General features: G+C 67.5%; 20 protein-coding genes and 2 pseudogenes. 9 read left to right on the plus strand and 13 right to left on the minus strand.

What is annotated here, in order from left to right; all coding sequences use genetic code 11:
- Positions 1 to 203, plus strand: a pseudogene (locus B1790_RS34560) (HNH endonuclease); the annotation flags it as partial.
- Here B1790_RS34560 and B1790_RS01585 read toward each other — a convergent pair.
- The 3 genes and pseudogenes from B1790_RS01585 to efeU all read right to left on the minus strand — a co-directional run bounded on the left by B1790_RS01585 (position 176) and on the right by efeU (position 4193).
- A complete protein-coding gene (locus B1790_RS01585; protein ID WP_079921392.1) occupies positions 176 to 1411 on the minus strand; it encodes a Dyp-type peroxidase in 1236 nt (411 codons plus the stop codon). The pseudogene B1790_RS34560 and the gene B1790_RS01585 overlap by 28 nt on opposite strands.
- Positions 1412 to 1455: 44 nt before the next feature.
- Positions 1456 to 2641, minus strand: a pseudogene (locus tag B1790_RS01590) (EfeM/EfeO family lipoprotein).
- Positions 2601 to 4193: an iron uptake transporter permease EfeU gene (efeU, locus tag B1790_RS01595; RefSeq protein ID WP_079921393.1), complete on the minus strand. Its 1593-nt coding sequence runs from the start codon at positions 4191 to 4193 to the stop codon at positions 2601 to 2603. The pseudogene B1790_RS01590 and the gene efeU overlap by 41 nt, the downstream one beginning before the upstream one ends.
- A gap of 238 nt (positions 4194 to 4431) precedes the next feature.
- Between efeU and B1790_RS01600 the strand changes: the two genes are divergently transcribed.
- Positions 4432 to 6084 carry a peptide chain release factor 3 gene (locus B1790_RS01600; protein WP_079921465.1) on the plus strand — a complete coding sequence of 551 codons (1653 nt, stop codon included), beginning with the start codon at positions 4432 to 4434 and terminating at the stop codon, positions 6082 to 6084.
- On the opposite strand, the gene B1790_RS01605 is transcribed toward B1790_RS01600, so the two are convergent.
- Positions 6085 to 6717 carry a TetR/AcrR family transcriptional regulator gene (locus tag B1790_RS01605; RefSeq protein WP_079921394.1) on the minus strand — a complete coding sequence of 211 codons (633 nt, stop codon included), beginning with the start codon at positions 6715 to 6717 and terminating at the stop codon, positions 6085 to 6087. It lies immediately after the preceding gene.
- Between the two features lie 96 nt (positions 6718 to 6813).
- Here B1790_RS01605 and B1790_RS01610 point away from each other — a divergent pair, with 96 nt between their 5' ends.
- Entirely contained in the window at positions 6814 to 7839 is a 1026-nt protein-coding gene (locus B1790_RS01610; RefSeq protein ID WP_233164885.1) for an LLM class flavin-dependent oxidoreductase, read from the plus strand.
- Here B1790_RS01610 and B1790_RS01615 read toward each other — a convergent pair.
- Entirely contained in the window at positions 7808 to 8002 is a 195-nt protein-coding gene (locus B1790_RS01615) for a DUF1737 domain-containing protein (protein ID WP_079921396.1), read from the minus strand. The two genes, B1790_RS01610 and B1790_RS01615, sit on opposite strands and share 32 nt — an antisense overlap.
- A gap of 29 nt (positions 8003 to 8031) precedes the next feature.
- Here B1790_RS01615 and B1790_RS01620 point away from each other — a divergent pair, with 29 nt between their 5' ends.
- Positions 8032 to 8994, plus strand: coding sequence for a squalene cyclase (locus tag B1790_RS01620; RefSeq protein ID WP_079921397.1), 963 nt, complete (start codon positions 8032 to 8034; stop codon positions 8992 to 8994).
- 68 nt (positions 8995 to 9062) lie between these two features.
- Positions 9063 to 9272: a hypothetical protein gene (locus B1790_RS01625; RefSeq protein WP_142270961.1), complete on the plus strand. Its 210-nt coding sequence runs from the start codon at positions 9063 to 9065 to the stop codon at positions 9270 to 9272.
- Here the strand turns inward: B1790_RS01625 and B1790_RS01630 are convergent.
- The 6 genes from B1790_RS01630 to B1790_RS01655 form a co-directional block, all read right to left on the minus strand.
- Positions 9269 to 10609: an NAD(P)/FAD-dependent oxidoreductase gene (locus B1790_RS01630; RefSeq protein WP_079921399.1), complete on the minus strand. Its 1341-nt coding sequence runs from the start codon at positions 10607 to 10609 to the stop codon at positions 9269 to 9271. The two genes, B1790_RS01625 and B1790_RS01630, sit on opposite strands and share 4 nt — an antisense overlap.
- A complete protein-coding gene (locus B1790_RS01635; RefSeq protein ID WP_079921400.1) occupies positions 10609 to 11583 on the minus strand; it encodes a diguanylate cyclase in 975 nt (324 codons plus the stop codon). The genes B1790_RS01630 and B1790_RS01635 overlap by 1 nt, the downstream gene beginning before the upstream one ends.
- A gap of 63 nt (positions 11584 to 11646) precedes the next feature.
- Positions 11647 to 12636, minus strand: a complete 990-nt coding sequence (locus B1790_RS01640) for a GGDEF domain-containing protein (RefSeq protein WP_233164886.1) — start codon at positions 12634 to 12636, stop codon at positions 11647 to 11649.
- Between the two features lie 64 nt (positions 12637 to 12700).
- Positions 12701 to 13789, minus strand: coding sequence for a fatty acid desaturase (locus tag B1790_RS01645; protein WP_079921402.1), 1089 nt, complete (start codon positions 13787 to 13789; stop codon positions 12701 to 12703).
- A gap of 130 nt (positions 13790 to 13919) precedes the next feature.
- Entirely contained in the window at positions 13920 to 15116 is a 1197-nt protein-coding gene (locus B1790_RS01650; protein WP_079921403.1) for an MFS transporter, read from the minus strand.
- Positions 15117 to 15158: 42 nt separating this feature from the next.
- Complete coding sequence (locus B1790_RS01655; protein WP_233164887.1) at positions 15159 to 16358, minus strand: ROK family protein; 1200 nt, start codon at positions 16356 to 16358, stop codon at positions 15159 to 15161.
- 122 nt (positions 16359 to 16480) lie between these two features.
- Between B1790_RS01655 and B1790_RS01660 the strand changes: the two genes are divergently transcribed.
- A complete protein-coding gene (locus tag B1790_RS01660) occupies positions 16481 to 16924 on the plus strand; it encodes a nitroreductase family deazaflavin-dependent oxidoreductase (protein WP_079921404.1) in 444 nt (147 codons plus the stop codon).
- Between the two features lie 78 nt (positions 16925 to 17002).
- Here B1790_RS01660 and B1790_RS01665 read toward each other — a convergent pair whose 3' ends face one another.
- Positions 17003 to 17815 carry an SDR family NAD(P)-dependent oxidoreductase gene (locus B1790_RS01665; RefSeq protein WP_079921405.1) on the minus strand — a complete coding sequence of 271 codons (813 nt, stop codon included), beginning with the start codon at positions 17813 to 17815 and terminating at the stop codon, positions 17003 to 17005.
- 13 nt (positions 17816 to 17828) lie between these two features.
- Positions 17829 to 18563 carry an IclR family transcriptional regulator gene (locus tag B1790_RS01670; protein WP_158083731.1) on the minus strand — a complete coding sequence of 245 codons (735 nt, stop codon included), beginning with the start codon at positions 18561 to 18563 and terminating at the stop codon, positions 17829 to 17831.
- 256 nt (positions 18564 to 18819) lie between these two features.
- On the opposite strand from B1790_RS01670, the gene B1790_RS01675 reads away from it, so the two are divergent.
- From B1790_RS01675 to B1790_RS01685, 3 genes are read left to right on the plus strand one after another with little or no spacing between them, the layout of a single operon-like run.
- Positions 18820 to 19614, plus strand: a complete 795-nt coding sequence (locus B1790_RS01675) for an SDR family NAD(P)-dependent oxidoreductase (protein ID WP_158083732.1) — start codon at positions 18820 to 18822, stop codon at positions 19612 to 19614.
- Positions 19611 to 19997 carry a Rid family hydrolase gene (locus tag B1790_RS01680; RefSeq protein WP_079921408.1) on the plus strand — a complete coding sequence of 129 codons (387 nt, stop codon included), beginning with the start codon at positions 19611 to 19613 and terminating at the stop codon, positions 19995 to 19997. The genes B1790_RS01675 and B1790_RS01680 overlap by 4 nt, the downstream gene beginning before the upstream one ends.
- Positions 19998 to 20000: 3 nt before the next feature.
- Complete coding sequence (locus B1790_RS01685; RefSeq protein ID WP_079921409.1) at positions 20001 to 21116, plus strand: enolase C-terminal domain-like protein; 1116 nt, start codon at positions 20001 to 20003, stop codon at positions 21114 to 21116.
- The last annotated feature ends 4 nt before the right edge of the window (positions 21117 to 21120 follow it).

A 21120-nucleotide genomic window follows, 5' to 3' on the forward strand; every position in this document is an offset into this window, starting at 1 on the left:
TCACCACCCCGGGCAGCCGCTTGCTGTTCCCCGAATTGTCCGAGCCCACCGCACCAGTTCGGGCGAGCCGGGTTCCCACGGCACACACCGGCGGACTGACCATGCCCCGACGCAAGACCACCCGCGCCCAAGACCGCACCCGCCGCATCCAACGGGAACGCGACCTGAACGACAGCTACCCGAAGAGCGCCTGCGCGACGTAGTGCCCCTGCTCGGGGGCGGGTGGGACGGCGAATATCGCCGAGCCCACGTGCCGGATGTACTCGTTGAGCAGGTCATGGCCACCGAGGCGGTTCTGCAGGCGGACGAAGTTCTGCGGGTCGTTCTGATATGAGATGAACAGCAGGCCCGCGTTCAACTGACCGTTCGGGTCGAGCCCGTCGGTGTAGTTGTAACCGCGGCGCTTGATCAGCACGCCGTCGTTGTTCTCGTGCGCGGCGAGCGCGACGTGTGACAGCGGGTTGATCACCGGTTCGCCCGTCGTGTCCTTCGCGGCGAAGTCGGGGGTGTCCTTCTCGCTGCGGCCCGACAGGGGTGAGCCTTCCTCCTTGTGGCGTCCGATGATCCGCTGTTGGTTGCCGACGCGGTCGGTGTCCCACGTCTCGAGCAGCATGCGGATCTTGCGCACCACCTGGTAGGTGCCGCCCTCCATCCACGGCTGATCGCCACCGGTGACCCAGACGAACTTGGAGTACTGCTCGTCGGTGTCGACGTTGCGCGTTCCGTCCTTGAAACCCAACAGGTTTCGGGGCGTCTGCTGGCCCGGTCCCGCCGACGTCCGCCCGAAGCCCAGCACTGCCCAGAACGGTGTGACCGTGCTGCGGCCGAGGCGGGCCAGGTTGCGCACGGCGTGGTAGCAGACCTGGGGATCGTCGGCACAGGCCTGTACGGACAGCTCGCCGCCGGTGAACTTCGGATCGAGCGTGTCGCCGTTGAGCGTCGGCAGGTCCGAGAACGCGGCGGGTTTGCGGGCGGCGAGTCCGAAGCGTCCGTCGAACAGCGCCGGGCCCAGGCCGATCGTGACGGTCAGACTCGCAGGGCTCAGACCGAACGCCTCCCCCGTGTCGGTGGGCGGCGCGACCTCGTTGTCGGGCTGGACCGTGCCGACCGGCTTGCCCTCCTGCATCACCGCCGCCGCTGCCGACCAGCGCGCCAGCAGTGTCTGCAGCGACTTCGTCGACGCCGTGTCGGCCAGGCGGAAGGTCATGAAGACGGTGTGCCGCTGCGGTTCGGTGGAGATGCCGCCCTGGTGCCCCGTTCCGTAGAAGGGATGGCTGCGGTCGAGGTCGACGGCATCCTCGTCGTCGACCGTCGCGGCCTCCGACGACGCCATCGCCCAAGCCGTCACGCCGCCCCCTGCGGCGCCGACGACAGCGCCGCCAAGGCCGGCAATCAGTGCGCCAGAGAGCATTCCGCGTCGAGACACCCCCGGGGGCGGTTGCCCTTCCTGGCCGGTCAACTCGCCGACACGACCTTCTGCGCCACCGTGCCCAGGCTTTCGTGCAACGGTTGGATCACCGCCGTCAACTTGGGTGCATCGGTGCCACGCAGCGCGGGCGTCCACACCCGGTAGCCGCCCGGCGCTGCGGCGTCACGGTAGCCGTCGAGGGTGGTCAGGACCGTTTGGAACTGCTGGTCGAGCGTCGTCACCAAGGCCGGGTCGATCTTCTGCAGCCCGGGCCGCAAGGACGCGTAGGCCTGCTGTGCGCCCTCGACGTTGCCCGCGAAGTCGACGAGGTCGATATGGCTGTAGGCCTCCTCCTCGCCGGTGATCTTGGTGTTCTGCACTTCTTCGATGAGATCGGCGGCGCCGTTGGCCAGGTCCTCCGGCTTGTACTGCAGGGGTGCCACGACGGTGACCAAATGTCCGACGTTACCGACCAATTCGGTGCTGAGCGCCTTCGTGGCCGGGGGTGGACTCGCGCATGTCGATCAGGTAGTCGAGGTTGCCTGCGTTGTCGTCGACGGCGAATCCCGGCAGCACGAAGCCCTCGACGCTGGATTCGGCGCGCTCGTAGAACGGTCGGGCCTTGGCATATGCCGTCTTTGCGTCGGCGAGGTTGCCCGCCTGGACGGCCGTGTCGAGCGCCTTGACGGCGGTGTTCAGCTGGTTGACCTGGTCGACGACGTACGCCGAATACTGCTTGGTGCCCTGGCTCAGGATCGTCGGGACGGTGCCGGTCGGGGTGGCGGCGGCTTGTCCGGTGACCGAGAAGTCGAGGTACTCCGATGCCGCACCGGGACAGTAGATCTGATACTTGCCGCCGTCGAGGGTGGTGGTGAAGGAGACCGGATCCAGCCCTGGCGCCAGATTCTCCTTCTCACCGACGATGCGTTGATCCTTGAGCAACTCCATCTCGGTGACGCCGGGTGCGCTGGTGTTGGTCACGGTGAAGGTGACCGGGCCGGCTGGCACGGTCTTGGTGTCGAGTGAGCAGGCGTCCTTTCCGGCGTCCTCGGCCAGCGTCACGTTCACCGTGCTGACACCGTTGGCGTTGGCGGCGGAGGGATTTGGCGCGCTCTTGGCGCCGTCGGTCGACCCGCACGCACTGAGCGCGAGGGCGGTCGCCACGGCCAGGGCAGGCGCGGCCCACAGACCGCTACGCGACCTCGATCTCGTCGCGGGTTGGTGATTCACCATGTTGTCGTCGTTCCCTTTCGTCGTTCTTCTTGGTGGTCCGGGCCGCGGCGAGGGCGGCGAGTACGGCGGCCACGGCGAAAACCGTTGGCAGCCATACCGTCCAGAGTGTTCGCTCGGCCCGGTCCCGGGTGGATTGCGCCATCGTGGCGGTGATCGCTTGATCGTCGTCGGGGTTGGTGGCCCAGTCCGCGGTGAGTCCACCGACGCTTACCGTCTTCGGACCGGTCAGCCCACCGCCGCGGAGGGTGGCCACTCTGCTGCTGACCCGTTCGACGGAGACGACGTCGTCGCCGTGGGCGAGGGCCGTGTAGACGGTGCTCGCGCTCCACGTCGCGTCGAACGGTCCGGGAGTGCGTGCCGTACCGAGGCCGACCGGCACGCGCCCACCGGTGAGGCTCGTCAGTTGCGCCAGGCCGATCGGCGAGGTGGTCACACCGGGATCGGCCGGCACCCTCGCCTGCCACACGTCGACGTCGACGCCGTCGACCGACTGCTGGCCGGCGGGGGCGAGGGAGACCTGCTGCCCGGGTCCGGCCGGGTCGACGACGGTGAGCACCCGGTCGGATCCGTCGGCGTGCACGGTGGCGGTGACGGTGCTGCCTCCGGCGGTCATCGCGGTCCTCGTCGGGCCCGGTGCCGGGCCACCGCCGGCGGGAATCAGCACGGCCATGGCGCCCGCGAGCACCGCGAGGCCCGCCGCGACGCCGAACGTCAACCGTCGTTTCGCCGCGGGGGCGGGTGCCCACCTGGCCGGCCAGAGGAAGACGACGAGAACGGGGACCGCGTAGAGCAGCCAGCCGAGCACTTCGACCAGACGTGGGTCGGGCGGAATTCCGAACATTCCCGTGATGACCGCTCCGGCAACCGATTTCGTTCCCAGCACCGCGGAGAGGTCGACGACTCGCCGTTGGCCCAACTCGACCCAGCCCGCCTCGTGGGCCGTCCGGAGGCTGCTCATCACCAAGCCGGCGGCGATGAACACCAGGAAGACTCCGGTGACGCGGAAGAAGCGACCCAGGTCCAGCCGCAGGCTCCCGGCGTAGATCCCGATGCCGATGGCGACGGCGGTCGCGATGCCCGCCACCCCGCCGAACAAGGCGAACCACCTGCTGCCCTGCGCGGTTTGCGCCGCCGCCAGCAGGAACACCGCGGTCTCGAAACCCTCCTTGAGCACGGCGAGGAACGCCATCAGCGCCAGCGCGGTCACTCCGCCGCTGTTGATCGCCTGTGCCGCTTCACGTTCCAGCTGACCCTTCATCCGAAAGGCGTTGCGATTCATCCAGATGACCATCGTGGTCACGAACACCACGGCGATGGCCCCGATGACCGTCTCGAGCATCTCTTGTTGCCGCTGCGGCAGCGAGGCGGAGAGGACGTCGAGGCCCGCGCCGACGACGACGCTGATGACGACCGCCAGACCGACGCCGACCGCCATCGGTCGCACGGACTTGCCGTTGCGCGTCAGGAAGGCGCCGATGACGCTGACGATGAGGGTGGCTTCGAGGCCTTCACGCAGACCGATCAGAAACGTGCCGATGAAGATGCCCTGCACGATTCTCCCGTCGCCGTCAGACCGGAGGTTAGGTTAGGCTTGCCGCCACTCCAAAGACCAGGTTCGCGGCCACATGCCCAGCGAACTAACACGTTTCGCGCAGGGAACGGTCAGCGCGGCCACGCGGACCGGCGCCAGCTTCGTGCCCGGCAACCCGTCTGACGTGCAGGTCCGTGGCCCACCGGCCGCAGAGTCGATTTATCGATTCGGTGTCGGAGCCAATACCATCGGATACGCAATGACCGACAATTCCCCTCAGACTCCAGGCACCTTGACGGCCGCCGAAGGTCGGGCCGCGGACCGCATCACCGCCGAAGCCAAGCGTCGACGGACCTTCGCCGTGATCAGCCACCCCGACGCAGGCAAGTCGACGTTGACCGAGGCCCTGGTGCTGCACGCCAACCGCATCAGCGAAGCCGGCGCGATCCACGGCAAGTCCGGCCGTCGCGCCACCGTGTCCGACTGGATGGACATGGAGAAGGCCCGCGGCATCTCCATCACCTCGACCGCGCTGCAGTTCCCGTACCGCGCCCCGTCCGGGCAGGACTGTGTCATCAACCTGCTGGACACCCCCGGCCACGCCGACTTCTCCGAGGACACCTACCGGGTTCTGACCGCCGTCGACTGCGCCGTGATGCTCATCGACGCGGCAAAGGGCCTGGAGCCTCAGACGCTCAAGCTGTTCGAGGTGTGCCGGCTGCGGCGCATCCCGATCATCACGGTCGTCAACAAGTGGGACCGACCGGGCCGCGACCCCCTCGAGCTGCTCGACGAGATCCAGTCCAGGATCGGCCTGCGGCCCACCCCGCTGACGTGGCCGGTCGGCATCGCGGGCGACTTCAAGGGCGTGCTGGACCGACGCACCGGCAACTACATCCGCTACACCCGCACCGCGGGCGGCGCGAAGGCCGCCCCCGAGGAGCACATCGCCCCGGCCGACGCCCATGACGCGGCCGGCGTCGACTGGGACAACGCCGTCGAGGAATCCGAGCTACTCGCGGCCGACGGGTCGGACTACGACGAGGACACCTTCCTCGGCTGCGAGACCACCCCGCTGCTGTTCACCTCGGCCGCGCTGAACTTCGGGGTGAACCAGCTGCTGGACGTGCTCGTCCAGCTCGCTCCGTCGCCGCACGGGCAGCTCGACGTCGACGGCCACCGCCGGCCCGCCGAGGCGCCCTTCAGCGCCTTCGTGTTCAAGGTCCAGGCGGGCATGGACTCCGCGCACCGCGACCGCATCGCCTACGCGCGGGTCTGTTCGGGGACCTTCGAACGCGGTGAGGTGCTGACCCACGCCACCACCGGCAAGCCGTTCGTCACCAAGTACGCGCAGTCGGTGTTCGGCCAGCAGCGCTCGACGTTGGACACCGCGTGGCCCGGCGACGTCATCGGGCTGGCCAACGCCAACGTGCTGCGCCCCGGCGACACGCTGTACCGCGACGTCCCGGTGCAATACCCGCCGATTCCGAGCTTCTCCCCCGAGTTCTTCGCCGTCGCCCGTGGCACCGATCCCAGCAAGCACAAGCAGTTCCGCAAGGGCATCGACCAGCTCGAGCAGGAGGGCGTCGTCCAGGTCCTGCGTTCGGACCGCCGTGGTGACCAGGCCCCCGTCTTCGCCGCCGTGGGACCGATGCAGTTCGAGGTGGCGACGCACCGGATGGCGACCGAACTCAGCGCGCCGATCTCGCTTGAGTCGCTTCCGTACACGGTGGCGCGCGCCGCCGACCCCGGTGACGTCGAGTTTCTGCAGCGGCAACCGTCGGTCGAGGTCTTCACGCGCACCGACGGCGTCATCCTGGTGCTGTTCTCCACCAAGTGGCGGCTGGAGGGATTCCAGCGCGACAACCCGTCGGTGAAGTTGCAGTCCCTCGTCGCCGCCGGCGACGATTAGTCATCGGCTGAAGCCGTCGATGAGGTGTTGGATTCCGCGGGCGTAGGCGGCCCGGTGATCGACGTCGTTGCCGTCGCGAAGGGCCGCCGCCAAGCGCGGGAAGTGTTCGGCGCCAAGTCGATCGACTTTGTCCCTGGTGATGGTCGACTGGTCGGTTGACGCGACGCTGGTGAGCACCGATCCAAGCGTGTAGCTCCATAGCGCGCGGTACATGGCCAGTGCCTCTTCCTCGTCGAGGCCGAGTTCTCCTGCGGCCAAGAGGATTTGGTCGACGAGCCACAGGGCTCCCGCGCCGCCGGGTCCGCCGGCACGCAAGACTTCGGCGACCCACCGCTCGCTCACCAGCACGTCGTATACCGAGTGCAGCAGCGTCGCGATGCGGTCACGCGGGGCCGCGGGCAGGTCGATGTCGGGGAACGGTGCCGACGCGTGATCGAGGACCAGCTCGAGTAATCGTTCGCGACCGCCGACATGGCGATAGATTGCCATCGGAGTCACACCCATCTCCGTTGCCAGTGATCGCATGCTGAAGTTCTCGATGCCGCCCCGGCCGAGCTGCGCATGCGCCACCTCCACGATGAGCGCCCGGTTCACCGTTGGCGGCCTGCCCCGCCTGCGCTCATCGGTGCTCATCAGCCGAGTCAATCACGTGCTGTAGCCCTTGCGCTGGGTCGTCGGGAGGAGTATCAATCGGTAATTATGATATGCCGTATACAAAAAGAAGACGGGGTGCGCTTCGGCGTTCTGCTGAACATGGGCGCGGCGCTGGGCGCCACCCCGGACGAGGTATTCGACGCGACGCTGCGGCAGACACTGGTCGCCGAGGAACTCGGATACGCCGATCTATGGGTGACCGAGCATCACTTCATTCGGTTCGGGATCAACCCGAGTGCGCTGACGACGGCGAGCTTCCTGCTCGGACGAACCCAGCGCATCAGGGTGGGAACCGCCGTCGTGCTGTCGCCTTTGCGTCATCCGGTCGAATTGGCCGAGCAAGCCGCACTTCTCGACCAGCTCAGTGGCGGCCGGTTCGACCTCGGGCTCGGGCGCGGCGGATACCGGCGCGACTTCGAGATGCTCGACGTCGACTTCGCCCGGTGGGACGACGAACCACTAGCCAGCGCGCAGCGTCTGCTGGAGCTGTGGTCCGAAGCCGACGAGGCGTCGAGCATCCAACCGCGCCCACTCACGCAGCCTCACCCGCCGCTGCTACTCGCGACCTCGAGTACCCCGGGCGTCGAGTTCGCGGCGCGCAATGGCATTGCACTGCAGCACTATTTCGCTACCCCAGCCGATCGACGCATGGCCGTCGAGGCCACCTACCGCGAGTGCCAGCCGCCAGCGCAAGAGTCACCCGACCACCTGCACACATTGATCGTCATCGTGGACGCCGCGCCCGGTCGCCGGGACCAGCTGGCCGCGGCTTTGCGCCGATCATTTCGAGACGGCGACCATCCTCATGTGCCACAGGCAGCCAACCGGCACATCGGGCCGGACGGCAGACCCGCCGACCCCGACGCGATGGCCGAGCACGTCGCGGCCAACGCGATCGTCGGATCGCCTGCCCAGGTCGTCGACGAACTGGGCAGTTTCATCGAAGCCACCGGCGCCCGACGGATCGCCGGCTATCACGAAGCGATCTCCGATGCCTCGGTCACGCTGCGGTCACTCGAGGACTTCGCCCAGATCGTCGTCCCGCAACTCGCGGGGCCACGGCCCGCGATCAGACGTAGCGAACCGTCCGCTGCCAGATGACCGCCTGCGCCACCACGGCCCGCCCTCCGTCGAGGCTGATGGCCGGATCGCCGTACAGCTCGTAGCCGAGATCGAGCGCTTCGCTGACGCGCCGGCAGAACGCTTCGTCGTCCGGTCCGGTCAGCAGGCGGTACCTCGGCAATCCGTTCGGTGGTTCCGTCATCGTTCGATGGTGCCACCTAGACTGGGGCGATGGCGGCGGCGCCCCTGACGACCTGGTTACTCGACTCCGATCCGGCCCTGAGGTGGCAAGTCCAGCGCGACGTCAGCCACGACCCTCCAGAGGTGTGGCAGCACACGCGGGACCGCGTTGCGACCGAGGGAATCGGCGCACGCCTGTTGGCACTGCAGGACGCCGACGGGCAGTGGGCCGGTGGGGCATTCTTCCCCGCGGGCTTCGACGTCGACGAGGTCGAGACCGCGGGGCAACCATGGACCGCGACCACGTGGACGCTGAACTCGTTGCGGGAGTGGGGCCTCGACGCGGCGGCGCTCCGGGGGACGGCCGAACTGCTGGCCGCCAACAGCCGATGGGAGTACGACGACCTGCCCTACTGGGGTGGCGAGGTCGACTGCTGCATCAATTCGTGGACCGTGTCCAACGGTGTGTGGCTCGGTGCGGACGTCACCGGCATCGTCGACTGGTTCGTCGAGCACCGGCTGGCCGACGGCGGCTGGAACTGCGAGTGGGTGGAGGGCTCGACGCGGTCGTCGTTCCACTCGACGCTCAACGCGCTCAAGGGATTACTGGACTACGACGTCGCGACGGGTGGGACCGACGCCACCCGCGCGGCGAGGCACTCCGGCGAGGAGTACCTGTTGACGCGCAGCCTTCTTCGCCGACTCTCGACCGGAGAACCCGTGGCACCCTGGGTCGAGAACTTCACCAATCCCGCGCGATGGCGCTACAGCGTGCTCAACGCCGCCGAGTACTTCCGCCGGAAATCCGTGTTCGACGGAACGCCGCCCGATCCCCGGATGGCCCACGCGATCGCGCTCATCCGCGCCGCCCGCCAACCCGACGGCACCTGGATTCAGGGCGACACGCTTCCCGGCCGTGAGTGGTTCACCGTCGACGTTCCCGCAGGTGAGCCGTCAAAGTGGTTGACCCTGTTCGGCATCCGAGTGCTCGGGTGGTGGGACGCTCAGCGCTAAAAATCGGTTGCGATCATGACTGCCTCCCGTCGACCATGGATGTCATCGACGAATGGGAGGGAGGAATCGTGCGGCGTTACAAGAGGGGTGACCAGGTGACGGCCCGCAGTGACATCGGCGGCATCAACGTGCCGGACGTGCCCGCCGGCGCGGTCGGCACCGTCGTCGAGACGACGTTGACGGGCAGGCCCAAAAAGATTCACTTCGCGCTCGAGACACCGTGGGGACCGAAGCGGTTCGACGTCGGCGTTCACCGGCGGCACGTCGAACTGGACTAACCGCGTCGGAGGTTCCCGGTGACGACGCGCATGCTCATCGAGGGCGTCAGCAGTTTGGCGGGCGGGTCGACGAGGTTGACCATCCGCATGAACGCCTCGGCCAGCACGATGTCGTCGGCCGCGGCGGCTGCCAACTTGTCGGTGTACCAGTTGAACAGCCGTTGCGGGACGGTGCGCCAGCCGGTGGTGGGCGCCAGTGCAAAGTCGTTGAGCCGGTTGGCTTGCCACAGCGGGGCGAGCTTCTTCGCCGCGGCGCGGAAGTAGCGAGGGCCCATGTCGTCGCGGTCGCCTTCGGCGAGGCAGCGACGGAGTGCCTTGGCCTGCAACGCTGCCGACGACATGCCCTGACCGTAGACGGGGTTGAGGCTGCACACGGCGTCGCCAATCACCAACAGCCCGTGCGGGAAGCGGCGCAGTTTGTCGTAGCGACGCCACACGCTGGCAGGGTAGTGCTGCACCACCACGTCACCCACGGGTTCTGCGGCGCGCACCGCGTCGACGATGCGGCCTGGCAGGAATTCGGCGACCGAACGCAGCAAACCAGGAAGGTCGGAAGGCAGACGCCGACCGGCGACACCGATCAGGGTGAGCACCGTCGCGCCGTCTTCATAGGCCAACAGGCCTGCACCAGTTGGTCTTTCGAGCGTCGGCGCGGCGACGACGACCGACTCGGCGAGGGCGCCGTCCGGTATGCGCAGCCACTGACTGGCGTAGGTCAGGTCGACCGCGTAGCGCAGTTCGGCCGGACCCTCGTAGCCGTGAGCTCGCAGGAAGGCCGGTGTGCGAGCCGAGCGGCCCGTCGCGTCGACGACCACGTCCGTGGCCAGCTCTCGCTGCTGTCCGTCTGCTCGATTCACCACCCGAACGGCGGTGACGCGGTCGGATCGGTCCAGGATCAGGTCGACGACGTCGTACCCTTCCGAGAAGGTGACGTTCGGCAGCGCCCGGACGCGCTCGCGGACCCGCGCCTCCAGGAGCGGTCGACTGACCGAATATGCAAGCAATTCCTGGGGTTTGGCGAATGGGCCGTTCTGAGTCAGGACGTGGCGGCCCACTCCGACATAGCCGAGGGAGGGATCGTCGATCACGTGGGCGCCGGCCGCGACAAGCTCGTCGAAGACGCCGGGAAAGAATTCCTCGATTGCCGTCGAGCCAGGCCGCAGCAGCTGATGAAGATGGCGGCCCTGCGGTACCCCACGCCGTTGCGTCACCGTCTCGGGCAGGACGTCGCGCTCCACGATCGTGACCGACTCGTAGAAGTCGGACAGCACCCGGGCGGCCAGCAAGCCGGCCATGCTCGCACCGCAGACCACTGCGCGGTCACGTGCGATCGCCATCACGCCCTCCTTGGTTCGGCTTCCCCGTCCAGGATGGGGGCGCCGGTGTCGTCGCGGTTGCGTTTGCGGCGATACAGGTCCTCGTCGGCGGAGGTGATCAGGTCGGTCAAGATCTCGTCGTCGTCGACGGCCCGGCCGACGGCGACTCCGGTGGTGACGCCGACCTCCTGGTGGCTTCCGAGTGCGTCGGCGAGCGCACGGGTCCGCTCGTCGTCGTAGCCACAGACGACGACCACGAATTCGTCCCCGCCCATGCGCCCGATCACCGCCGAGGCGGGTAGCTGCTCGGTCCAGCGTTGGGCGAGGTCGCCGAGTACCCGGTCGCCTTCAGCGTGCCCGTAGCGGTCGTTGATCGACTTGAAGTGGTCGACGTCGAGCACGATGACGGCGATCGACTCTCCTCGTCGTCGAGCGCGGCCGATGAGCGCGCCGGCTGCGCGGTCAACGCCGGCACGGTTCCACACCGACGTCAGCGGGTCGCGCAGGGCGGCCTCGACCAGGGAAGCGTTCAGGATGCCGAAGACCTCCGGTGCGCCGATGATGCAGACCCCGTACAACACCATCCACAGCGAGGGGATGTCGGCCGGCGCGATAAACAGGGCGGCCGCCGCGCCCGCCGCGACGAGCACGGCCAACGCGCGCGCGACCGAGGCACGGTGCCAGGTGCGGAGGAAGATGGCGGCGAACATCAGCGGTATCACCGCCCACACCTGGGCCATCGGCAGTTCGTGAACCGCCGTCGGCACCAAGGGAGCTACACACACGCATGTCGCCACCACCGCGTAGCGCCACCCACGCAGCGGACTGGGCAGGGCGAGCGCCAGGCCCACCAGGCCGATCGCTGCCGCCGCCATCTCGCCCTTGCTCGACTGGTAGTCGAGCGCCGACACCGCCGCCATGCCGTACAGCGTGACGAGGATTCCCAGGTAGCCGATGAGCATCCGGCGGCGTAGCGCCTCCGACGAGTTCGGCATACCTGGATTGTCCTCGACGGACGGCGCGAGGGTGTCCGTTGGTCTCCGCGCGCTCGGATCGGGTCAGTCGCGGGCCGACTGAGAGTCGTCCCGTAGGGGCAGCCCCCGGCTCAGGTACAGCGCGGCGTCGGCCTGCGCGTATAGCTCGACGACACTCGCGAGGGCCGTGGCATCGGTGGCCACGCCGACGCTGACCCCCGGGGTGTCGAGCCGGATGGTGCGCAGAAATTCCTCGACGACGCCGTGCGGTTCGCAGGCGATGCAGAAGGCGAATTCGTCACCACCCATGCGAGCCACGACCGCCCGCCGCGGCGCGGTACGACGCCAGCTGTCCGCGTACTCGGTGATGCGGCGATCCCCCGCCTGATGCCCGTAGGAATCGTTGAGTGCCTTGAGCCCGTCGATGTCGACGGCGATGACCGTGACGGGGGCCGACTCCGCCCGGGCCCGCGCCAGCAGGTCGCCGGTGCCGATCTCCCAGCCCGCCCGGTTGAGCAGGCCGGTCAAGGGGTCGGTGCAGGCGGCGGTGAACATCGCGCGCATCAGCAATCCGAAGGACTCGGCCGCGCCCACGATGGCGATCACGATGATGAGGATGGTGATGACGCCGACGTGTGGCGCGGGAGCGATCACGACCGCGACGACGCAGGCCACCGTCAGCGGACCGATCAGAAGAAGTGCCTGCCGGGGCGGGTGGAAGGCCCGCAGGTACATCGCCAGGAACATCGGCGCGATCAAGCAGACGTATTCTGCGGCCAGGGTCATGTGAAAGGCCATCACGATGGGGGTGGCCGCTGCCGCAGCCAGGGTGGCCGGCATCGGGCGGTCCGGCCTGACGGCGAGGTACGCCAGCGCCGAAACTCCGAGGGCGATGGCGACGATTCCGCCGATCGGGTTTCCGTAGGCGAGGTCGGTGCGCACCGGAAACAGCGTGAACGTCACTCCGTATGCGTACAGAAAGGTGGTTGCGCTCAAATAGATCCGCAGAAGTCGCACGTTCTGCTTTCCAAGCACTCGCCCGTCTACGGTGGCGAGCGAACTCGGACGGTACATGACCGTTAATTTGCCTGGGTCTGACGGGAGCGTCAACCGTGGGGCCGCGGACTCCCCCGTCGCGCTATCCGCGCCCGACGGTCGGAAACCCGTCGGGCACCGCCAGTTTGTGGATGGTCCGTTGGGTACGGAAGTACTGGCGCGGCAAGGATCCCGTGTTGTATGGAAGGTCGTACTTCTTGCACAGTTCCTGGACTCGGATGCTGATCTGTGCGAGGCGGTTGCTTGGCAGGTCGGGAAACAGGTGGTGCTCGATTTGGTAGCACAGGTGCCCGCCGGAGAATGCCAGCAGCGGACCTGCTTCGAAGTTTGCCGTCCCAAGCATCTGCCGGAGATACCACTCGCCCTTGGTCTCGCCGTCGAGCACCGCCGGGTCGAAAGTCTCGACGCCGTCGGGGATGTGTCCACAAATGATGTTCACGTAAACCCAGAAGTTCCGAAGCAGATTCGCGGTGACGTTGGCCGAAAGAGTTCGACGCCACCGTCGAAGGCTGAGGGCGGGCAGCAACACGTAGTCCTTGCCCAACTGGCGGGCGATCTTGGCGAAGAATCGCCTTTGCTCCGCGGACTTGGCGGCTGCCGTGTCGACGCGATCTCGCTCCGAGCGAATGCCGTGCAGCGCAATACCCCATTCGAAGGAGCCCGCCAGCAACAGGTTTCGCAATGGTGTCAACAGGTACGGGCTACGCCACGGTTGATCTGGCGTCACTCGCAGAAGGCGGTAGCCGATGTCCTCGTCCATGCCAAGGACGTTGCTGAAGATGTGGTGCCGGTAGTTGTGCGAATACCGCCACTGAGCTGACACCCCCACCATGTCCCACTCCCAACTGGTGGAGTGGATCTCGGGGTCGTTCATCCAATCCCATTGGCCGTGAGAGACATTGTGGCCAAGTTCCATGTTCTCGACGGACTTCGCGTAGGCCAGCGCCGCGGTCCCCAGCCACCACCCCGACCTCGACCGGCTGCCGACGATCAGCAGGCGCGCCGAGGCGTCGAGCACTCGTTGAAACTGGATCACGCGTCGGATGTAGGCCGCGTCCTTGGCTCCGAGCGACTCCTCGACGTCTTGGCGAATCCCGTCGAGTTCGTCGGCGATTGCCTCGACGTCCGCCGTGGTGAGGTGCATGTACGCGGAGACATCGGAGATCGCCATCTGGGTGTCCTTGAGGGTGCGGCGTTGGAGCGGCGCAAGCTAGGCCACCGGTGGGGTACTGGCTGCAGCCTACCTTGGGCCTTGGCCCAGCCGATCGAAGGTTTGCCACGCCGAGCCCTGACGGCGGTGCTCAGCCCGAGGGTTCGCCGATCGGAGATCCGCTCGCCGGGAACGATCGTCGCGCCGCCATCGCCACGATGAGCCCCAGCGCAACGAACGCCGCGCTCACCAGGGGAAGGCCGCCCATGCCGATCACCGGGAGCAGGCCGGCACCAATGGCGGCACCCGCGCCGATGCCCAGATTCGCCGACGCGTTCACCCAGGCACCGGCTAGCTCGGGTGAGGTGGCACCGGTCCGAACGGCACACGCCTGATAGATGGGTGGCACCCCGCCGAAGGCGCCGTTCCAGACGAGCGCGGCGACCACCAACGGCAGCAGTGCCTCGTGCGCAACACCGGCGACGGCCACCGCAGCGATCACCACGGCCAGGACCACCAGGATGGTGCGCCGCGGGCTGCGGTCGAGTGTGCGAGCCGAGAACGTCAGCCCCACCAAACCGCTGGCGCCGCAGAGCAACAAGACGGGTCCGACCAGTGCTGGCGTCGCACCGGCCCCCAGCAGGGCGGCGCTGATGTAGGTGTACAGCGTGAACTGGCCGACGAAGGTCAGCGCGTTGGAGCCGACGACGGCCACCAGCTGCCGCCTGCTTCCCGCAGCCCGGGCCTCGAGGGCGGGACCGTCACGGGGCACGGCGGGCAGAAGCCAGGCGACGAAGGCCAATGTCGCGGCGGCCAGCACCGCCAACACGCCGAACGACACCCGCCACCCGAAGGCGTTCCCGAGCGACGTCGAAAGCGGCACGCCGAGAACGAAACCCACCGACACACCGGCGGTGGCGATGGCGAGGGCACGGCCGACGTGGGCGCGTTCGACCAACCGCGGGGCATATCCGATGCACAAGGAGAAGAACAACGCGTGAGTCAGGCCGCCGATGGTGCGCCCCGCCGCGACCGTGGCGAAGTTTGGTGCCGCGGCGACCACGGCGTTGCTGAGCACGTAGAGCAGCACGGTCGTCAGCAGCAGCGGCTTGCGGGGCAACCGAGCGGTGACGAGCGTGAGGGGGACCGCAAGCGTCGCGACCATGACGGCGTACAGGCTGACCAGCAGGCCGGTCGTGGAGGTGTTGACGTCGAAGGTCGAACCGATGGCGGGCAGCAGCCCGATGGGCAGCATCTCGGTGGTCACGGCGAGGCACGACGCGACCGCCAGTGCGACGAGGCCGCCGATGTTGGACCGAACGCTCAATCCAGGGTCGACCGACGTCATCGTTCCGATAATATGCTCGCCAGGCGAGGCTATTCAAGCGGCTTAAGCGCGTTGCCGTTCAGCCCACTCCGCGAGCGCCTCCGCGCTGGTGACGGTGTCCAGGGCCAGCGTGACGGCGCCGAGGAGTGGACCGTCGTCACCGTGCAGGCCGTCGAGCACCGGCGGCGGTGCCTCCTTGCGGAAGGCCATCAACCCGTCCCGGTAGGCGGCGTCGAACGCGGCTGGCGATGCCGCCCGCAACAGGGGAGCCACGCCACCGATCGTGACGACGTCGGGATCGTGCAGGTTCACCAGACCGCCGATCCCCCGACCCAGCGATGTCGCCACTTGCTCGAACGCGTTGCGGGACAATTCGTCTCGACAATCACGTGCTACGAGGCTCCGCACGTAGCCGACCGGATCGTCCGGCTGCGCGTCCCCTCGGTGCCGAGCCAGCGCGCGCCCGTCGACGGTGAGATCCCAACAGCCGACCGCACCGCAGGGACAGACGAGGGCCGAGTCGGCGAAGGGGATGTGGCCGTACTCCCCTGCCGCGCCGTGCGCACCGCCGACCGGTTCCCCGTTGACCACCAGCGTGCCGCCAAGACCGTGCGCGACGATCAGGTGCAGGGCCGTGGCGGCGGAGTGCGCCGCGCCGGTGCGAGACTCGGCCAATCCGGCCAGGGTGGCGTCGTTGCCGATGATGAGTCGAATGCCGGCATCGTCCGGAATTCTGGCGGCCAATCCCGACATGTCGACGTCGCGCCATCCGCGCGAGGGCACTTGACCCACGTGGGACCTGCTGACCGGCCCTGGCGCGGCGACTGCAATTGCCCTGATCCGCTTCGGGTTTCGACGATATGCCTTACCGATCGCCTCGGTCAGCTGCGCGCGGACGCGGTCTTGGTCGCCACCGCTGCCCGTGGCCTCGTCGGCCACCACGGGGTTGCCGTCGATGCCTGCCAGGGCCAGTCTCCAGTCACCAGACCGCAGATCGACGGCGAGCACCAAGGGCCCTTCGTCGTGAGGACCCAACACCGTCGTCGGTCGACCTCGGCCCTGCACCGGCGCCGGCGATTCACCCAGCAGACCCACGTTGCGCATGCGGGCCATCAGCTCGGTGGCCCCACCGCTTCCAATGCCGAGCCGTTGGGCCGCCGCAGCGCGGGTGATGCCCGGCTCGGCTCGCACGACCGCGATCAGTTGAGCGGCTCCCAACCAGCGGAGGTAGGCCGCTTGACCGGCGTCGCGAGCCGTGACCACCGATTCACCCTATCGTCGCCGCGCGCTGGGGTCGTGTCATCGCCCACCCCTCGACAAACGGAGAATGTCTCCGTAATAATTACCGGAGACGGTCTCCATATATCACCGAAGGGACGCTGAGCATGTCCGAAGACATCGGCATTACTGCCGAGGAGCTGGCCGAGATGAATCGGCAAGTCATCGCGGACTTTCGCGCGACCGGGGGTCGGCCGGGCGGCCAGTTCGAAGGCATTCCGGTCGTGCTCGTGCACCACGTCGGCGCCAAGTCCGGCAAGGAGAGGATCGCTCCCCTGGTGCCCTTCCTCGACGAGGACCGGATCTACGTCATCGCGAGCAAGGGCGGTTCCGACACCAATCCGGACTGGTACCACAATTTGGTCGCCCACCCCGAGACGGTCGCGGAGTGGGGCACGGAGAAGTTCCCGGTGACCGCGCGCGTGCTGAAAGGCCAAGAGCGCGAAGACGTCTACGCAAAGCAGGTCGCGGTGCAGCCGCAATTCGGCGACTACCAGCGCCGCACGTCGCGCGTGATCCCCGTGATCGAGCTGGAGCGCAGCGCCGGCTGATTCGGCCATTCATGGGGCCGTAGCGCCTCAGGCGCGCGGAGGAATTGAGTAACAGCCGCCGATCCGGCGAAGCTGCATTCAGTTGGCCGAAGGCGGGCGAGCAGCTGCAGGGTCGGAGGCCGGCAGCATGAGTACGGAGGACATGGCTCCGTCGATGGTCAGGGTCGTTCCAGAGATGTAGGCCGCCTCCTGGGATACCAGGAACCCGATGGCGGCTGCGATCTCCTCCGGCTCTCCGAGCCGGTTCATGGGAGCATGCCGTTCCAGTCGCTCGCGTGCCGCCGCAGGGTCCGACGCCGTCGCCAAAGATGCCTGCAGCGCTTGGGTGGAAATGGCCCCCGGGGCCACGGCGACCGCCCGAATGCCCCGAGAACCGTAGGTGACTGCGATGTTTCGGACGAGTGCCTCGACGGACGCCTTGGTCATTTCGTAGATCCCCGAGCCCGACGCTGCATGTCGGGCATGAACGGACGACACGGCGACGATGGTCCCAGCCGAACCCGCCGCCTCCCATGCGCGAAGGGCCTCGACGGCGCCCCACAGCATGCCGAGCTGGTTGACGTCGACGAGCTGGCGCACGTCGGCCTCAGATACGGAACAAAGCTCGTAATCTCTGGCCACGCCCGCGACGCCGACCCAGGCACCAAGCGGTGCCAGCTCAGCCGCAGCCGCGCAGGCCTGCTCGTGCACCACCCGCTCGGAGACGTCACCGTGCACCGCCACAGCGGCAAAGCCACCGGAATCAAGCTCGTCGACCAGCCCGTTCAACGCGCTCGCATTGGTGTCCACGCAGGCTAGTGCCCACCCTGCGTGCGCCAGCCGCTTGGCGGTGGCGAGGCCGATACCGGAAGCGGCGCCGGTGATCACCGCGCTATGGAGGCCTTCCTTCATGGTTCTCTGCCCCCTATGTCTGCGTCGCTTGAACGAGGGCAGCACGGTAGGTCTCGGAGTTCGCCTTCAAACGGTCCGTGGGAGCCAAGATGGCGAGGGCAAAGTCCGTACCGTTGTACTCGAACGGCGCCGCCATGCACGTGAGGCCGTGGATGAACTCCTCGTCGTCCATCGTCCACCCGTTCGCCGTGGCTCGCTCCAGCTCCTTCTCGAGCGTGGCGCGGCGCGTGATCGTGTTCTCGGTGAACTTCTTGAGATGAAGATCCTTGAGGATGCGGTCGCGCTTCTCTGGGTCGGCGCGGGCGAGCAAGATCTTGCCAGCGGCGCGCGCATGGAGCGCTCCGCGTTGACCCACTTGAACATCGGCCACTCGAACGGTGTGGTCGCCGGGCTCCTGCGCAATGAGCATGACGTCGTCACCAGACCACGTCGACAGAGAGCACGTCTCCCGGGTCGCCGCCCCGAGCTTCTTCAGACGTCGCACCGCGGCTTCCGGCGGCGTGAACTGGCGCTCGTACCCCTCAATGAGGGGAGGAATGGCACTTCCTAGTCGGTACCGTTGGCTCGCGTCCTGCTCGACGTAACCGACTTGACGCAGGGTGTGCAACAGGTGGTAGGTCGTCTGAGGCGAAACGCCTATTCGACGGCTCAGCTCGGCGGCGGTCAGTTCCCCATCGCTGGCGGCCACTTCGGACACGATGGAAAGCCCTCTCGCCAAGGACTGAATGCGGTACGAGCCCTCGGTCACCATGTTTCCTTAACATCGAATTGTTACGGTAGCTGTCACAGTGTGATGGACGAAGGGCTGTTTGGCAATCGCCCCACTTGGCTCTGGCCATCGCCATATGATGGCTTGCATCATAGTACGAACCCCGTTTACTCTGGTGCCGACGCTGTCTAGCTGAGCCGCCGACGTGCGGAGGGGAACGCGCCGCGCCCGGTCGGTGCACTTGCCGATGCGTCATGGGGTTGGCGTCATTCGAACGATCGTTGAAGGAGTCGACATGCCAACCGAATTGGGCCCGAGCGGAACGGTCGTGGTCAGCGGCGGAGCAAGCGGGATCGGCCTCGCGACCGTGTCAAGACTGCTCGACGACGGTGTCGAGCGCTGCGCCATCGTCGATCTCGATCCCGATGCGGACGTCGTCACGCGCTTGACCGATCAGTACGGCGTTTCGCGCGTTATGGCGGCGGCCTGCGACGTCGCGGATCAAGCCGCCGTCGCGCTGGTAGTGGACACGATCGCGCGATCTGGCCGCATCGCCGGAATCGTCAACTGCGCCGGCACCCTCCTCGCCAAACCGAGCTTGGATCTGACGCTGGCCGACCTCCACAAGTTGTTCGACGTCCATGTCGCGGGGTCGCTGTTCGTCGCGCAAGCCGCTGCGAGGACGTGGATTTCGCTGGGGCATCCCGGAGTGGTCGTCAACGTGAGTTCGGTGGCTTCCACCTTTGGCTGGCCCGGCCGGTTGCCGTACCCGATTGCCAAGACCGGTGTCGAGGCGCTGACGCGCACCCTCGCCGTCGAGTGGGCCCGCTGGGGGATTCGAGTCAACGCCGTCGCCCCGGGTTCCGTCGACTCTCCCTTGATGGCCGAGGGCCGGCGACCCGCGGGGGTGAAATCCCTTGAGGAAGTGGCCGATCGCCATGCGCTGGGCCGGGTGGCTTCCGCGTCCGAGGTCGCGGCAGTAATCGCCTTCCTGCTCTCGGCGCAGTCGTCGTTCATGACTGGCGCAGTCGTGCCAGTCGACGGAGGTTTCAACATCACAAAGGACTCAGCGAAGGAGTTGGCACGATGAAGCGAGTAGTAGCCAAGGCGCCGTGGGTCGCGGAGTGGGGGTATTCCCGCGCCACCCGGATCGGGCCGCTCATCGAAGTCGGTGGCACCACCGCGGGCAGGCCCGACGGGACCATCGAGGGTCCCGGTGACCTCTTCGCGCAAACGTCGTATGCACTGTCGGTGGTGCTCGCCGCCGTCGAAGAGCTCGGGGGCAGCAAGGCGGACGTGCTCCGCACGCGAGTGTTCTTACGCAACATCGACGATTGGCGCGAGGCTGGCAGGGCACATGCCGAGATGTTCGGCGAGCACCTGCCCACCAGCTCCTGCGTCGGTGGTTTGAAGTTCCTGCACCCGGATCTGCTCGTCGAGGTCGAAGCCACGGCGTACGTCCAGGACGTCTAGCAGGTGCACCTCGACGAAGGGATCCTCGACCTACGGGTGACGCGCACCCGCGTCGACCAGCTTCGCTTCGACATCGATCCCCCGCTGCACCTTGCCGGCAGGTCAATCGGGTCGAGAGAATACGTCGTCCTAGAGGTCACACTCGAAACAGGCGCAACCGGGACGGCCTACGTGCTGACCCGCGGCCAGCCAATCGGCGCAGCAGCGAGCGCCCTGGCGCATCAGGTGCTTGATAGCACTCTGGGACAACTCTTTTCACCGCGTGGCCAGCTTCTCGGAAGGTCCCCGGACCAGCGGGCGCGCGCAGTCCTTGACAACTGCGCGTGGGATCTCGCCGGATTGGTGCAGGGCGTTCCGACGTGGCGTCTACTGGGCGCGAGTCGCACCTCTCAGCCCGTGCTACTCGTCGCTGGCTATCGGCGCCACGGTGAGAGCGACGGACTGATGGCCCGCCGCCTGGCGGGCTGGCGTGAGAAAGGCTATCGATCGGTCAAGATCGCCGCGGACCTCAGGAGCGATGCGACGACACGGTTGCTCGCCGCGATCCGCGAGATCGCTACCGCCGACGAACTCGAACTGGTCGTGGACTTGGGCTTCGCGGGGCGCGACGTGTCACAGGTCGTCGATGCGGCCCGCGCATGGGAGCCGTACGGCATCGCCTGGGTCGAGGACCCGCTGCCGGTGGGGGCGGCGACCGACATCGCCGAGATGCGAGCCGCGGCTGCGCTTCCGATTGCCGCCGGAGACGAGGCATCCCAAGGGGAGCTGTTCGGCCTACTCGACGCCGACGCCGTGGACGTTCTTCGGGCCGACTCGACTACGGTCGGCGGCCTCACCGGGCTTTCCGACGTCGTCACGCGCGCCACCGTCCCCGTTGCCCTGCACGTCTACCCCGAAATCCACCGTCACGCCGCGCTGGTGATGAACGGGGTGAGCCCCATCGAGACCTTCCCGCCCGACGACCCCTTCGACTTCGTCGACCGATTCGTCCAGTGCGAGGATTCAGCGCTCGTCGACGGTGGATTCCTGCCGCCCACCACGCCAGGGCTTGGTTTGCGGTACCGGCCGGAGTCTTTGTCCGACAACGTGGTTGAGTCGACCACCTTTGCTGCCGACTAGCCCG

Origin of the sequence: Mycobacterium sp. AT1, from assembly GCF_002043095.1 — a bacterium.
In the GTDB taxonomy this organism is placed as follows: domain Bacteria; phylum Actinomycetota; class Actinomycetes; order Mycobacteriales; family Mycobacteriaceae; genus Mycobacterium.

What these genes read in the sequence shown, in the direction of transcription:
- B1790_RS01585 (WP_079921392.1), bottom strand. Translation starts at nt 1,411, where the DNA reads ATGCTCTCTGGCGCACTGATTGCCGGCCTTGGCGGCGCTGTCGTCGGC.
- B1790_RS01600 (WP_079921465.1), top strand. Translation starts at nt 4,432, where the DNA reads ATGACCGACAATTCCCCTCAGACTCCAGGCACCTTGACGGCCGCCGAA.
- B1790_RS01605 (WP_079921394.1), bottom strand. Translation starts at nt 6,717, where the DNA reads ATGAGCACCGATGAGCGCAGGCGGGGCAGGCCGCCAACGGTGAACCGG.
- B1790_RS01615 (WP_079921396.1), bottom strand. Translation starts at nt 8,002, where the DNA reads ATGACGGAACCACCGAACGGATTGCCGAGGTACCGCCTGCTGACCGGA.
- B1790_RS01620 (WP_079921397.1), top strand. Translation starts at nt 8,032, where the DNA reads ATGGCGGCGGCGCCCCTGACGACCTGGTTACTCGACTCCGATCCGGCC.
- B1790_RS01630 (WP_079921399.1), bottom strand. Translation starts at nt 10,609, where the DNA reads ATGGCGATCGCACGTGACCGCGCAGTGGTCTGCGGTGCGAGCATGGCC.
- B1790_RS01635 (WP_079921400.1), bottom strand. Translation starts at nt 11,583, where the DNA reads ATGCCGAACTCGTCGGAGGCGCTACGCCGCCGGATGCTCATCGGCTAC.
- B1790_RS01640 (WP_233164886.1), bottom strand. Translation starts at nt 12,636, where the DNA reads ATGTACCGTCCGAGTTCGCTCGCCACCGTAGACGGGCGAGTGCTTGGA.
- B1790_RS01645 (WP_079921402.1), bottom strand. Translation starts at nt 13,789, where the DNA reads ATGGCGATCTCCGATGTCTCCGCGTACATGCACCTCACCACGGCGGAC.
- B1790_RS01650 (WP_079921403.1), bottom strand. Translation starts at nt 15,116, where the DNA reads ATGACGTCGGTCGACCCTGGATTGAGCGTTCGGTCCAACATCGGCGGC.
- B1790_RS01660 (WP_079921404.1), top strand. Translation starts at nt 16,481, where the DNA reads ATGTCCGAAGACATCGGCATTACTGCCGAGGAGCTGGCCGAGATGAAT.
- B1790_RS01665 (WP_079921405.1), bottom strand. Translation starts at nt 17,815, where the DNA reads ATGAAGGAAGGCCTCCATAGCGCGGTGATCACCGGCGCCGCTTCCGGT.
- B1790_RS01675 (WP_158083732.1), top strand. Translation starts at nt 18,820, where the DNA reads ATGCCAACCGAATTGGGCCCGAGCGGAACGGTCGTGGTCAGCGGCGGA.
- B1790_RS01680 (WP_079921408.1), top strand. Translation starts at nt 19,611, where the DNA reads ATGAAGCGAGTAGTAGCCAAGGCGCCGTGGGTCGCGGAGTGGGGGTAT.